This is a genomic window from Pseudaquabacterium terrae (genome assembly GCF_013266755.1).
Taxonomy (GTDB): Bacteria; Pseudomonadota; Gammaproteobacteria; order Burkholderiales; family Burkholderiaceae_C; genus Pseudaquabacterium; species Pseudaquabacterium terrae.
This window is the reverse complement of the sequence record NZ_JABRWJ010000008.1, coordinates 420,914-434,024: the sequence shown is the minus strand read 5'-3', so window position 1 is coordinate 434,024 and position 13,111 is coordinate 420,914. Positions and strand designations below refer to the sequence as shown.

The 13,111-nt window shown below is 69.4% G+C and carries 13 protein-coding genes; 7 read left to right on the top strand and 6 right to left on the bottom strand.

Features of this window, described 5'->3' with window-relative positions:
• Positions 1-4: 4 nt before the first annotated feature.
• From HLB44_RS26610 to HLB44_RS26595, 4 genes are read left to right on the top strand one after another with little or no spacing between them, the layout of a single operon-like run.
• Positions 5-598 carry a redoxin domain-containing protein gene (locus HLB44_RS26610; RefSeq protein WP_173129888.1) on the top strand — a complete coding sequence of 198 codons (594 nt, stop codon included), beginning with the start codon at positions 5-7 and terminating at the stop codon, positions 596-598.
• 53 nt (positions 599-651) lie between these two features.
• The gene (locus HLB44_RS26605) at positions 652-1,116 is read left to right on the top strand and encodes a c-type cytochrome (RefSeq protein ID WP_173130054.1); all 465 of its coding nucleotides are present in this window, start codon (positions 652-654) and stop codon (positions 1,114-1,116) included.
• 22 nt (positions 1,117-1,138) lie between these two features.
• Positions 1,139-1,843, top strand: coding sequence for a lectin (locus tag HLB44_RS26600; RefSeq protein ID WP_173129886.1), 705 nt, complete (start codon positions 1,139-1,141; stop codon positions 1,841-1,843).
• Between the two features lie 39 nt (positions 1,844-1,882).
• Entirely contained in the window at positions 1,883-2,437 is a 555-nt protein-coding gene (locus HLB44_RS26595; RefSeq protein ID WP_173129883.1) for a hypothetical protein, read from the top strand.
• Between the two features lie 102 nt (positions 2,438-2,539).
• On the opposite strand, the gene HLB44_RS26590 is transcribed toward HLB44_RS26595, so the two are convergent.
• Positions 2,540-4,219 carry a sulfatase-like hydrolase/transferase gene (locus HLB44_RS26590; RefSeq protein ID WP_173129880.1) on the bottom strand — a complete coding sequence of 560 codons (1,680 nt, stop codon included), beginning with the start codon at positions 4,217-4,219 and terminating at the stop codon, positions 2,540-2,542.
• A 374-nt stretch (positions 4,220-4,593) separates the two neighbouring features.
• Here HLB44_RS26590 and HLB44_RS26585 point away from each other — a divergent pair, with 374 nt between their 5' ends.
• Positions 4,594-5,229, top strand: a complete 636-nt coding sequence (locus tag HLB44_RS26585) for a hypothetical protein (protein ID WP_173129877.1) — start codon at positions 4,594-4,596, stop codon at positions 5,227-5,229.
• Positions 5,230-5,448: 219 nt separating this feature from the next.
• Here the strand turns inward: HLB44_RS26585 and HLB44_RS26580 are convergent, their stop codons facing one another.
• The 4 genes from HLB44_RS26580 to HLB44_RS26565 are packed head-to-tail and all read right to left on the bottom strand — an operon-like array spanning position 5,449 to position 7,798.
• Complete coding sequence (locus HLB44_RS26580) at positions 5,449-6,138, bottom strand: energy transducer TonB (RefSeq protein WP_173129874.1); 690 nt, start codon at positions 6,136-6,138, stop codon at positions 5,449-5,451.
• A gap of 10 nt (positions 6,139-6,148) precedes the next feature.
• Positions 6,149-6,601, bottom strand: a complete 453-nt coding sequence (locus tag HLB44_RS26575; protein WP_173129871.1) for an ExbD/TolR family protein — start codon at positions 6,599-6,601, stop codon at positions 6,149-6,151.
• Positions 6,601-7,026, bottom strand: coding sequence for an ExbD/TolR family protein (locus HLB44_RS26570; RefSeq protein WP_173129868.1), 426 nt, complete (start codon positions 7,024-7,026; stop codon positions 6,601-6,603). Before HLB44_RS26570 ends, HLB44_RS26575 begins: the two co-directional genes overlap by 1 nt.
• A 13-nt stretch (positions 7,027-7,039) precedes the next feature.
• Positions 7,040-7,798, bottom strand: a complete 759-nt coding sequence (locus HLB44_RS26565) for a MotA/TolQ/ExbB proton channel family protein (protein ID WP_173129865.1) — start codon at positions 7,796-7,798, stop codon at positions 7,040-7,042.
• Positions 7,799-8,095: 297 nt separating this feature from the next.
• Between HLB44_RS26565 and HLB44_RS26560 the strand changes: the two genes are divergently transcribed.
• Positions 8,096-9,031 carry a diguanylate cyclase gene (locus tag HLB44_RS26560; protein ID WP_173129862.1) on the top strand — a complete coding sequence of 312 codons (936 nt, stop codon included), beginning with the start codon at positions 8,096-8,098 and terminating at the stop codon, positions 9,029-9,031.
• A gap of 27 nt (positions 9,032-9,058) precedes the next feature.
• Here the strand turns inward: HLB44_RS26560 and HLB44_RS26555 are convergent, their stop codons facing one another.
• The gene (locus HLB44_RS26555; RefSeq protein WP_343051566.1) at positions 9,059-9,691 is read right to left on the bottom strand and encodes a TetR/AcrR family transcriptional regulator; all 633 of its coding nucleotides are present in this window, start codon (positions 9,689-9,691) and stop codon (positions 9,059-9,061) included.
• Between the two features lie 135 nt (positions 9,692-9,826).
• On the opposite strand from HLB44_RS26555, the gene HLB44_RS26550 reads away from it, so the two are divergent.
• The gene (locus HLB44_RS26550; protein ID WP_173129849.1) at positions 9,827-13,105 is read left to right on the top strand and encodes an acetyl-CoA carboxylase family protein; all 3,279 of its coding nucleotides are present in this window, start codon (positions 9,827-9,829) and stop codon (positions 13,103-13,105) included.
• Positions 13,106-13,111 lie beyond the last annotated feature (6 nt).

Genomic DNA, 13,111 nt, shown 5'->3' with positions numbered 1-13,111 from the left:
GCCCATGCCCCTGTCGCTTCGACACACGATCGCTCGCGCCGCCGCGCTGCTGGCGTCTCTGCACGCCCTGCCGGCCGCGCACGCCGCGCTGGCCGAAGGTGATGCCGCGCCCACGTTCAGCGCGCCGGCGTCGCTTGCCGGCCGCACGATCGACTACCGGCTCGCCGATGCACTGTCGCGCGGCCCGGTGGTCGTCTGGTTCTATCCGGCCGCGTTCACCGGCGGCTGCAGCCTGCAGGCGCGCGGCTTCGCCGAAGCGGCCGCGGAGTTCGCCGCCGCCGGCGCCACGCTCGTCGGCGTGTCGCTCGATCACATCGAGCGGCTGAATGCCTTCTCGGCCGATCCGCAGTCGTGCGCCGGCAAGTTCCCGGTCGCCTCCGATTCCGACGGCCGCATCGCGCGCCGCTACGCGTTGCAGCTGCAGGCGGCGCAAGCCGACCAGAAGAACCAGCGCGGCGAGGCGATTGCCCACGACCGCGTCGAGCGCACGACCTTCGTGATCCGTCGCGACGGGCGCATCGCCGCGGCGATCGGTGGCGTCTCGCCGCGCGACAACGTCGCGCGCACGCTCGCCGCGGTCAAGGCGCTTGGCCGTTGACTTCGCGTGTCATGACATTCCGATTCATTCAACCACGAGGACCCTTCTTGCCCATGCCTGCCCCCTTCCCTCGCGCACTCGTGCTCGCCGCAGCGCTCGCGCTGCCCGCGCTGGCCCACGCGCAACAGCCGCCGAAACCCGAGCAGCTCATCAAATGGCGCCAGTCGGCCTACCAGACCATCGCGTGGAACGTCGCGCGCATCAAGAGCAACGTCGACGGCAGCTTCCAGAAGGACGAGGTCGCGCGCGCCGCGGCGATCGTCGCGGCGCTGGCCAACGGCGGGCTCGGCAGCCTGTTCCGCCCGGGCACCGAGACCGGCAAGGGCTGGCATGAAACCACTGTCAAGCCGACGCTGTTCAGCGACGGCTCCGGCGTCGGCGCGAAATCCGCCGCCTTCGCGAAGGAAGCCAGTGAGCTGCACCGCGTCGCGTTGACCGGCGACCTGACTGCCATCAAGGCCCAGTTCGGCAACCTGCAGCGCAGCTGCAAGGCCTGCCATGACGACTACCGCAACTGACCCTCCACACCCATCCACGACGATGAAGCTCCGCACCCCCCTCGCGACCACGCTGCTCTGCCTGGCCGCGCCGTTCGCCGCCGCCCAGACCGCCGTGCCCACGCCCGCGCCCGGCGCTTCCGCGCCACCCCCACCGCCGTTCACCTTCTTCGTCACCAGCACCGGCGCCGGCAACGGCGCGAACTACGGCGGCCTGCCCGGCGCCGACGCGCACTGCCAGAAACTCGCCGACGCGGCGGGCAACCCGTACAAGACCTGGCGCGCCTACCTCAGCGCGCAGGCCGCGAACGGGCAGCCGGCGGTGCATGCACGCGAGCGCATCGGCAAAGGCCCGTGGACCAACGTGCGCGGCCAGGTCATCGCGCGCGACGTCGCGCACCTGCACGGCGACGAGCTCGAGCTCGCACGGCTGGGCAACAACCTGAGCCGGGGCACCGCGCTGACCGAGAAGGGCGAACCGGTCAAGGGCCAGGGCGACCGGCCGAACGAGCACGACATCCTGACCGGCTCGACGACCGACGGCCGCGCCTTCCCCGACGGCGCCGACAAGACCTGCCGCAACTACACCAGCAGCGCCGAGGACGGCTCGGCGCAGGTCGGCCACTTCGACCGCACCGGCGGCAACAACACCTCGTGGAACTCGGCGCACGGCAGCCGCGGCTGCAGCCAGGCCAAGCTGATCAGCAGCGGCGGCGCGGGGCTGCTGTACTGCTTCGCGGCGCAGTAGGCGCTCGACGGCGCGCAGGCCCGACGCATACTGCGCGCCATGCCCGTGCCCGCCGTCGATGCGAACTACCGCTTCATCGCCGCCTACCAGGAGGTCAACGCGCGCATCGCGCAGCGCCAGCAGGCGCTGACGCTGTACGTCACATTGGTGGTCAGCCTGCTGGCGGCGCTGGTCGCGCTGCGGCCGGCGCCGGGCGCCGAGCCCGCGCCCGTCGAGTGGCTGCTGCTCGGCTTTCCGCTGGCCTCGACCTGCCTCGCGCTGCTGAACTACAAGGCCGAGCGCGCGATCACCAACCTGCGCACCTTCCTCGCGGCGCTCGAGCAGCTCAACGATGCGCACCTTGCGCTGCCGAGCTACAACACCGAGCCACGCTGGTCGCAGGGCGCGAACCGCGCGCGGCGTTTCCACGACATCGCAACGACGCTGCTGGCCGCCGGCGGCAATGCGATCGGGCTGGGCGCGGCATGGACCATCTACCCGCAGCGCATCGCCGCAGCGCCGTGGTTCTTCCAGGGCGCGATCGTGCTGGCGCTGGTGTCGCTCGTGGTGCTGTTCATCACGCCGCGCTGGAGCTACCGCGCCGGCGCCGACTGAGGCGGCGCGTAGCGCGCGTTGGCTCTCCGTTCAGTTCGAAGATGGGTCGAGTGCGCGGAAATCGACGCGCGAGGGCTTGCCCCGGCTTCGGCCTAGGATTTGTCACTTTCCGGTCCCCGCGCCTATTGCCCCCCGGGGATGTACTAGGCGCAGTTGATCGCCATCAACCTTCTCACCGAGACGTCGCATTACCCACCGGGTTCTATCGGCAGCCGGTGACATCGCTCCGAGATCGACAGCCACTTGCCGCTCGTCGACATATCTAATGGCCGCTGAACCGAGCAGGGTGGGCACAAGATCGGCATGCATCGCCATGGCTTCATGGTTGGCACGGAGCCGTTCCCAACGCGCGGAGTTGCTGGCGCGCCATTCATCGCTCGCCCACATTACGGCCGGGACTGTCGTGTCCCAGCGCGTCGGATTCTTCAGCGCGTGTTGAAAAAGTTTTCGTCCGTCGTCAAGCAAGTTCTCACCATGGTCAGCCGTGTACATCACGAAGGACGAGCCGCCCGCCTGCCCTAGCTCTGAGATCACAGCATCGACGAATCGGAGGGACTCGGCTACGGCGTTGTCGTAGGCGCGGATGAAATCCGGCAGGGTGGAATCATCTGGGAGCTCAGAAAGCTTCGAGCAGTCGGCCTGGAAAGTAGCTGTTGCGGGCTCATAGCGATCGCAGTACGAAAAGTGTGCGCCGTAGGCATGCACCAAGATCAATTTCTTGGGCGCGTTCTGCGCGAGCACCAATCTGAGCAATGGCAGAAGGCTTTCTCGATCGGTCTTCTTTGTTGTTACGAACATTTCGGTGTTGGCGTCAGGCCACGCAATGCCTCTTTCCTGGACGGCAAGCCAATAGGTGTGAAATCCAGCTTCCTCGAAAGCCTTCATGAATGTTGCGTCCTTGCTGACCCGAAATGCACCGCCAGGCATTTCGCGCGAGATGAGCAGAGGGACCGACGTATGCGTGCTGCTGGATCCGGACGTCACATCGCAATAGATGATCGCGTCTCGATGGCTGATGGCGACCTGCTTTTGGCCCCCGCATGCGCCGAGCCGGTCGGCACGCACTGATTCCCCGATGATGAGGACGTATGTCTCGTTCTGCGGGTGAAGTCCCGGCAACCGCGAGACGCCCCAACTCGCGGACGCCGAACGGGGGTTAATGGGCGCATATGGCAACGCCGTCGAGATGAATTCGTCACGGCCGATCGCAGAAGCCGCGGCAACGGAAATCACATTCAGCGGCCACGCGCGCAACACGGTGTCATGAAAGACGGCGCCGCATGTGACTGCGGCGAAAGTGATTGCCGCAAGTATGGCCGAAGGCCACTTCCCGCGCGCCGTCCGGGTTGACGGAGTGCGAAACAACACCCAGATCGGCACGGCGAGCAGGACCGCGGTCAGGCCTATCCAGTGAACATGAGGCTGAATTACTGGCCACGCTTCGTGCGGGTCCGGCCGAATCAAGGCCGCCTCGAGAAGGTTGACATCGCGTAGAAGGTCGGCTCCCACGGCTAGAACGCCGAACAGCGCCGGGACGTATGTCAGGACCACGAATACTCGAAGCCCTAGGATCGCCCGAAGTAAGCCAAAGAACCCTGCGGTCGCGGCAAGGGGGTAGGCGGCGCCGAGATCCGAGACATGCGTGGATGAAAAGATGGTCACGGCTGGGATCAGCAGGATCGCGCCCCAAACATAGTCGATCAGACTGACGACGCCGTGCGGTCTATTTGCCGTTGACGCAGATGCCACATTCGCCTCCTGTGGATCGCTATGTTGCTCCATGACGTTCTACGCAGATAACAGCATTCTGGCCAAGACCCCTGGCAACCTGATCGCTCGCGGTGTAAGACATTGCCGCCGGCAGGGGCTGAGCGACCAGGCCGGCCTCGACGCAGCCTGGTCAGTGCGTTCTCGAGCGGATCGCGGCGCGTCAGCGTCCACCGCGGGCGATGTTCGGCACCGCACGGACGGTGCGGTCGGCCGGAGTCACGATCCAGCCTGGACCGTCGAGGCGACGCTGATACTCGGCCGCAGCGTCGTGCAGCGGCAGGGCGCGCCTTCTGGTCCGTGGTGTGCATCGGGCGACGACAGCAGCAAGCGGGCAGCCGACGAAGTCGGGCCAAGAGACGGAAACAATGCCAGTTCCTGGAGATACCGTGGGCAAGAAGTCGGGCGGGCCGCACCCTGTGTCGGCAAACAATCCATGTCCTTTCCTGCGTGCGCTCGTGGCGACGGGAGAGTTGGCCGATGACCGCGAACCACTGGCGAAGGTCGCGGCAGTCGTGGCGGCCACGGCCCGCGCCGGCGATGGCCGTCCTGTGCTGCCGCGCATGGCGGTCTACGCCATCGGCTCGGTGGCGAACGGATTGGGCCCCCTGTCGCTGGCCGATACCCAGTGGCACGGCTTGCAGCTGAATGCGCTTCGTGGCGGGCCGCTCGACAAGAAGGGCGTGGGATCCGGGCTCCTGGACGCCCGCGGTGCCATCGATGCGAAGGAAGTGTCGAGGCTTCGGGGCTTCGCCAAGGAGAAAACGAACGACGATGGATCGTCGGAACTCGGCCTGGGATTGCCGGAACTGCGCGCCTACATGGACGCGAATTTCGCGCGCGCCGCAGGACGCAGGCGGTCCATCGACCGGGCGCTGATGATCGGCGAGTGGCCGGTGTTGTTGAACGTCATGGGCAAGGAAGGTCCGGGCGGCAGGTATCTGGGTCTTCAAGACGTCATCGACCTCTTCAAGAACCGCAAATTCCCGGAGCGCATGAACAAGCGGTTGCGGGCCCGGTCGTAGGCGCCAGGCCACCGCGGACGTTCGGGAGCACCCGCTCATGGCTGAGAGCGGTCCTATCCCACGGAACCATTTGCTGCCCGCGGCCGACTTTCTTGTGCGCCCGAGGTCAGGGACGGCGAAGGGCTCGGCCGCGACGGACTTTCGCGCCCTTGCGATGCTCCCATTGACCAATGACTTGGCTGCTGCTCGCTCGGCGGACTCGCTTTGTTCGAGTCAGCGTCACGAGAACACCACCGGCAGCGTCACCAACACCTCGTCCGCACCCCCGGCCGAGCAGCGCATGCGCTTGACCGCGGCCTGCACGTACTTGTGGTACTCCTTGGGACCGGATTGCGGCACGACCTCGGCCACCTGGTTGCCGCGGATTCGGATCAGCGTGTGCACGGTGCCGCGCAGGCCGACACGTTCGATCGCCTCCTCCAGCGCCTGGCCGAGGATCGCTTCGTAGCCGGGGCACGCGACGCTGATCTCGCGCTTGATGGCCACCGGCTGCGGCGGCGGCGCGGGCGGCGCCGGTGGGGCCGGCGGCGCGATCACCGCGGGCTCCTTCGGCGGCTCGGCGGACTGCACCGCCTGGATCACCGGCGCCGTCGGCGGCGCCACCGCGACTTCGGGCGGCGGCACGTAAGCCGGCGGCGGCGGTGTCGCGGGCTTGGGCCGCTCGATCAGCTTCTCGGCCTTCGGCGGCGGCGGTGGCGGCGGCACTTCCGGCACGATGGCCATCTGGATCGGCTTCCTGACCACCTCGATCGCGTCGCGCGCGAGCCCCGAGCTCAGCGCCCAGGCCGCCAGCACGTGCACGCCGAGCACCACGGCCAGCCCGGTGCCACGCTGTCCGGCCCCGGGCAAGGCACGCGCCGCATGGCCGCGGGAAACGGGCGCACCGCCCGGCAGAAGAATCGCACTCATGCAGAAGTCCTCATTCGTCGACAAACTGTTCGCTGCCGACCACGCCGAGCTTGACGAGGCCGGCGCGGTCGGCGGCCACCATCACGTCGGCGAAGCGGTCGTAGCGCGCGGCCTGGTCGGGCCGGACGTGTATTTCAGGCGTCAGCGCTTGCGTCGCGGCCGCATCGAGGCGCTGGCGCAGCTCCGCGGCGTCGGCGAGCGGCTGGCCGTTCCAGTGCAGCGCACCCGCCGCATCGATGTCGATGCGCACGACCTCGGGCTTGTGATCGGCGGCCGGCGGCGGTCCGACCGGCAGGTTCAGGTTCACCGCGTGCAGTTGCACCGGGATCGTGATGATCAGCATCACCAGCAGCACCAGCATCACGTCGATCAGCGGCGTCGTGTTGACGTCGACGATCGGCTCGGCGGCGGCGCTGCCCGCAGTGCGGCGCGCGCGCAGGCGTTTCAATTCACGGCCGGCCATCACGACCTCGCCGCCGGTTCGGTGATGAAGCCGACATTCGCGATGCCGGCGCGCTGGCAGGCCAGCAGCACGCGGCCCACCGGCGCGTAGCGGCTGGACGCATCACCGCGGATGTGCACCTCCGGCTGCGGGTCCTGCTTCGCAACCGCCCTCAGCCGCTCGACGAGCGCCGCCTGGCTGGCGACCGGCGCGTCGAACCAGTGCAGGCCGCCGCGCGCGTCGACGGTGATCACGATGTCTTTCGGCCGGCTCTCGCGCAGTGCGTTGCGCAGCTTCGGCAGCTCCACCGGCACCGAGAAGTTCACGACCGGGATCGTGATCAGGAAGATGATCAGCAGCACCAGCATCACGTCGACCAGCGGCGTGGTGTTGATGCTGGCGACGACCTCGTCCGGGCCGCCGCCGCCTGTCAACTGCATGGCCATCGGGACGCTCCGATCAGGCGGCAGCCGCCGCGGCCCCGACCGGCCGCGCGGCACCGTCGTGCGCTTCGGCGGGCGCCGGCGCCGCCTCGTGCGCCGCGCCCAGCAGCACCGCCTGCAGCTCGCCGGCGAAGTCGCGCAGCTCGTCCAGCGCCGCGCCGTTGCGGCGCAGCAGCCAGTTGTAGCCCAGCACCGCCGGCACGGCGACGGCCAGGCCCAGCGCCGTCATGATCAGCGCTTCGCCGACGGGGCCCGCCACCTTGTCGATCGACGCCTGGCCGGCGACGCCGATCGCCGTCAGCGCGTGGTAGATGCCCCAGACGGTACCGAACAGGCCGACGAACGGCGAGGTCGAGCCGACGGTGGCCAGCACGCTCAGGCCCGTGGCCAGCTGGCGCTGCACCCGTTCGGTCGCGCGGTGCAGCGACAGCTCGACCCAGTCGGCGAAGTCGACACGGGCGCGCAGCCCGACGTGCCGCCGCGTCGCCTCGAGCCCGGCCTCGGCGACGTGGCGGTACAGGCTCTGCGACGGCAGCCGTGCCGCGCCGGCGTTCACGCTGCCCGCGGACCAGAAGTCGCGCGCCGCCGCGCGGCCCTGGCGGTTCAGTCGCCACTGCTGCAGCAGCTTGGTGACGATGACGTACCAGCTCGCCGCGCTCATCACCACCAGGATCAGCAGCACGGCCTTGGCGACGCCGTCGCTCTGCGCCCAGAGCGCGTCGATGCCGTAGGGATTGGCGGCGGCGGCCGTCGCCAGCGATGCATTGAGAGTCATGTGAAGCGCTTCCTTCGCAAGGGGTCGTGTGCACGGCGCTGAAGGCAAGGACGATGCCAGTCGGTGCTTCCCTCGTGAGCGGCGGACGTTTCGTGCGCCCGCGCTGGTGGTGCGCGGTCAGCACTGGTGCCGCGCTGCTGGCGGCGCAGCAACATCCAAGAACGGCTGCATATCGAAAAGTGCAGAGTTTCGGGTCGGGCACCCCGGTTGCTCTGTGGATGCTCCGGCTTCCGCCCGCACCGACGAATGCCCCCTTCGAGCCACGCTGCACCCCGATCGACCACCCACATCCTGGTGGTGGACGACCTGGAAGACGCCTTGATCTCGATGAAGGTGCTGCTCGAGCGCCCCGGCCTGGCGGTGTTGACCGCGAACTCGGCTTCGAGCGCGCTCGAGCTGCTGCGCGACCACGACGTCGCGCTGGCCTTGCTCGATGTGCAGATGCCGCGCATCAGCGGCTTCGAGCTGGCCGAAGCCATGCGCGATGACCCGCAGATGCGCGACGTGCCGATCATCTTCCTGACCGGCACGATGATCGATGCGGGACGCACGTTTCGGGGCTACGAGGCCGGCGCGGTGGATTTCCTGTTCAAACCCGTCGAGCCGCGCGTGCTCGAAAGCAAGGTGAGCGTATTCGTCGAGCTGCACCGCCAGCGATGCGAACTTCGCGAGCGCAACGCCGAACTGGAACGGCTGCTCAGGATGAACGAGAAGATGGCCGCCGAGTTGCGCCACGCCCACAGCACGGCTGTTCAAAAGGCACTCACCGACGAGCTGACCGGGGTTCCGAACCGCCGGCACATCCTGCAGCTGGCGGAGAGCGTGCTGGCGGATCATCGCAAGCAATCGAAGCCGGTCACGATCGGGATCATGGATCTCGACCACTTCAAGCGGATCAACGACACGCACGGCCATGGCGCTGGCGACGCCGTGTTGCGCAGCTTCTGCAGGCACTGTCAGGAGCAGCTGCGCGCCGAGCACTCGCTGGGTCGGCTCGGCGGCGAGGAATTCCTGCTGCTCATGCCCGCAACGCCGGTCGACGACGCCTGCCTGGCGGTCGAACGCCTGCGTCGCACGCTCTCTCCGCACGAAGGCGTGCGGTTCACCTTCTCGGCAGGACTGGTGCAGGCGCAATCGGGCGAATCGCTCGCTTCGGTCATGGAACGCGCCGATCAGGCGCTGTATCACGCCAAGAGTCTGGGACGGGATCGCGTGTCGACCAGCCCTTCCTGATCTGCGGCCGCATGACCGCTGGCTGCGCTACGGCCGCTGAAGGGACCCGAGCGCGGGTCGATGCAGGCCGATCACGCGCCAGGCCAGCGCGGTGAGCTCCTGCACCATCGATTCGCTGTCGAGCCGGCCTTCGGGCCGGTACCAGCTGTAGAGAAAGCCGGGGATGCTGCAGGCGGCCAGCGCCGTGACCTTGGTTTCGGCGAAGTCCAGCGTGCCTTCGGCGCGCGCCTGCTCCATCAGCGCACACAGCCGGTCGTAGAAGTGGTGCGCGATCTTCTTCTGCGCCGCCGCGAACTCGGGCCGGAACGCCTGCGGGTCGCGGTAGGCGAAGAAGGCTGCAGGGTAGTGGTCGATGGTGGTGCGGATCAGGTCCTGCAGGCCCTGCGCGACCTTCTCGTGCGCCGGACGCCTGTCGCCGGCGGGCAGGTCGAGCACCGTGAAGCAGGCCACCGTGGGCTGCCACGACAGCACTTCGAAGATCTCCTGCTTGTTGCGGAAGTAGTAGTAGACGTAGGGCTTGGTCACGCCCAGTTCGCGCACGATCTGGTCGATGGTGGTGTCGGCGTAGCCCTGCTCGTGGAACAGCCGCTGGGCGGCCTGCAGGATGCTTTCGCGCTTGGCGTCGGTGCCGGGCGTGCTGGCCTTCTGGCGGCCCGACACGGGCGCCGCCGGAACGGCGCCTGCCCGGTCGGCGGCGCGTTGTCGCGCAGGTCGTCGCAAGGGTTCTACCATCGGGTAGTATTCTTCTACCCCACGGTATATTCCGCAAGCGTTCCTGCTCAAGGAGTTGGCCTGATGTTCCGCCGCATCCTCATCGCCAACCGCGGCGAAATCGCGCTGCGCCTGGTGCGCGCCTGCCGCGATCTCGGCGCGGCCAGCGTCGCCGTGCATGCCGAAGACGACGCCGCCTCGCCCCATGTGCGCCTGGCCGGCCAGGCCGCGGCGCTGGGCGCCAGCGGACCGGGCGCCTACCTCGACGTGGCCCGGCTCGTCGCCATCGCCGGCGAGCACGGCTGCGACGCCGTGCATCCCGGCTACGGCTTCCTGAGCGAGCGCGCCGACTTTGCGCAGGCATGCGCCGCGGCCGGCGTGGCGTTCATCGGGCCGACGCCGGACCAGCTGGCCCTGTTCGGCGACAAGGCCCGCGCGCGCCGGCTGGCCCGCGAATGCGACGTGCCGCTGCTGCCGGGCAGCCCCGGCGCGGTGACCCTGCCGGAAGCCCAGGCCTTCTTCGCTGCGCAGCCTGCGGGCGCCGGCGTGATGATCAAGGCCATCGGCGGCGGCGGCGGCCGCGGCATGCGTGCGGTGTTCGAAGCGGCCGACGTGCCCGAGGCGTTCGCCCGCTGCAGCTCGGAAGCCCGCGCCGCCTTCGGCGTGGAAGGCGTGTACGTCGAGCGGCTGATGCCGCACGCGCGCCACATCGAGGTGCAGGTGCTGGGCGACGGCGCGGCCGTGATCGCGCTGGGCGAGCGCGAGTGCTCGCTGCAGCGCCGCTTCCAGAAGCTGGTGGAGATCGCGCCCAGCCCCAGCCTGCCGGACGCGCTGCGCCAGCGTGTTACCGAGGCCGCGCTGCGCATGGCGCGCCAGGTGCAGTACCGCAGCCTGGGCACCTTCGAGTTCCTGGTCGATCCCGCAGCGGCCGACCTGCCCTTCGTCTTCATGGAGGCGAACCCGCGGCTGCAGGTGGAGCACACGGTGACCGAGGAGGTCCTGGGGCTCGACCTGGTGCAGCTGCAGCTGCGCGTGGCGGCCGGGGAGTCGCTGCACGCGCTGGGGCTGGACCCCCACCAGCCGCCACGGCCGCAGGGCTTCGCGGTGCAGTGGCGCATCAACGCCGAGACCCTCGATGCCCAGGGGCAGGCGCGCCCCGCGCACGGCCGGCTCGACCGCTTCGAGCTGCCCGCCGGTCCGGGCATCCGGGTCGACACGCACGGCAGCACCGGGGCCGAGCCGTCGCCGCACTACGACACGCTATTGGCCAAGCTGATCGTCCATTCGCGATCCGCCGACTTCGCCGACGCCGTGCGGCGCTGCCGCGGCGCGCTGGCCGAATGCCGCATCATCGGCCTGCCGACCAACCTGGCGCTGCTGCGCGCGCTGGCGGCACGGCCCGAGTTCGGATCGCAGCAAGTGCACACGCGCTTCGTCGAAGAGCACCTGGCCGCCTTGCTGGCCGAGGCGCAGGGGCATGCGTCGTCCGAGCTGCCGCCCACGGCCTCCGGCAGTGCGCCGCAGACGCACGTGACGCCGCAGACCGTGCCCGACGGCGCGCTGGCCGTGCGTGCCCCGATGCCGGGCCGCGTGGTGCAGATCGACGCCACCCCGGGCCAGCTCGTCGCGGCCGGCGCGCAGCTGGCGGTGCTCGAGGCGATGAAGATGGAGCACGTGCTGCAGGCGCCGCGATCCGGCCGCGTGCTGGAGTTGCGCACGCACGCCGGCGCGCTGCTGCGCGAGGACCAGGTGATCGTGGTGCTGGAGCCGTCCGAGGCGAGCAGCGCGGACCCGATGCAGCAGCAGACCGCGGACCTCGACGCCATCCGCCCCGACCTGCAGCGCGTGCTGGACCGGCACGCCTTCACGCACGACGCCGCGCGGCCGGACGCGGTGGCGAAACGCCACGCGCAGGGCGGCCGCACCGCGCGCGAGAACGTCGGCGACCTGTGCGACGACGGCAGCTTCATCGAGTACGGCGCGCTGGCCGTCGCGGCGCAGACGCGGCGGCGCAGCATGGAGGACCTGATCGCCAACACGCCGGCCGACGGTCTGGTCACCGGCATCGGCACCGTCAATGCCGCGCACTTCGGCCCCGAGCGTTCGCGCTGCGTCGTCATGGCCTACGACTACACCGTGCTGGCCGGCACCCAAGGGCTGCGCAACCACTACAAGAAGGACCGCCTGCTGGCGCTCGCGCACCAGCTGGGCTTGCCGGTGGTGCTGTTCGCCGAGGGCGGCGGCGGGCGGCCGGGCGATGTCGACATGCCCATCGTCGCCGGCCTGAACAACCACACCTTCAGCCAGTTCGCCGCGCTATCGGGCAAGGTGCCGGTGGTGGGTGTCGTGCATGGCCGCTGCTTCGCCGGCAACGCCGCGCTGCTCGGTTGCGCCGACGCCATCATCGCCACGGCGTCCAGCAACATCGGCATGGGCGGGCCGGCGATGATCGAGGGCGGCGGCCTCGGCCGCTTCCGACCCGAGGAGATCGGCCCCAGCCACGTGCAATGGGGCAATGGCGTGATCGACATCCTGGTGAAGGACGAGGCCGAGGCGGTGGCTGCGGCGCGCCGCTACCTGTCGTACTTCCAGGGGCCGCTGGCGCACTGGACCTGTGCCGACCAGCGCCTGCTGCGCCATGCCGTGCCGGAGAACCGGCTGCGCGTCTACGACATCCGCGAGGCGATGCGCCTGCTGGCCGACGAAGGCTCGGTGCTGGAGCTGCGCGGCGGCTTCGGCGCCGGCATGATCACCGCGCTGGCGCGTTTCGAGGGCCGGCCGGTGGGACTGCTGGCCAACAACCCGCGCCACCTCGGCGGCGCCATCGATGCGGAAGCCGCAGACAAGGCCGCGCGCTTCCTGCAGCTGTGCGATGCGCACGGCCTGCCCGTGGTCTCGCTGTGCGACACCCCCGGCTTCATGGTCGGACCCGAGATCGAGGAACAGGCCCAGGTGCGCCGCACATGCCGCATGTTCGTGGTGGCGGCGCACCTGCGTGTGCCCTTCTTCGCCGTGGTGCTGCGCAAGGGTTATGGCCTGGGTGCGCAGGCCATGACCGCCGGCGGCTTCGACGCACCGGTGTTCACCGTGGCCTGGCCGACCGGTGAGTTCGGCGCGATGGGCCTGGAGGGCGCGGTGAAGCTGGGCTTCCGCAAGGAGCTCGATGCGGCCGCGCCCGGCGCCGAACGCGACGCGCTGTACGAGCGCCTGGTGGCGCAGCAGTATCAGAACGGCCAGGCCATGAACATGGCGGCAACGCTGGAGATCGACGCCGTGATCGACCCGGCCGAGACGCGCAGCTGGCTGGTGCGCGGGCTGGATTCGGCGCACCGGCAGTCGTCGTCGGTTCGTGCCGCGCTGTAGGCCGTT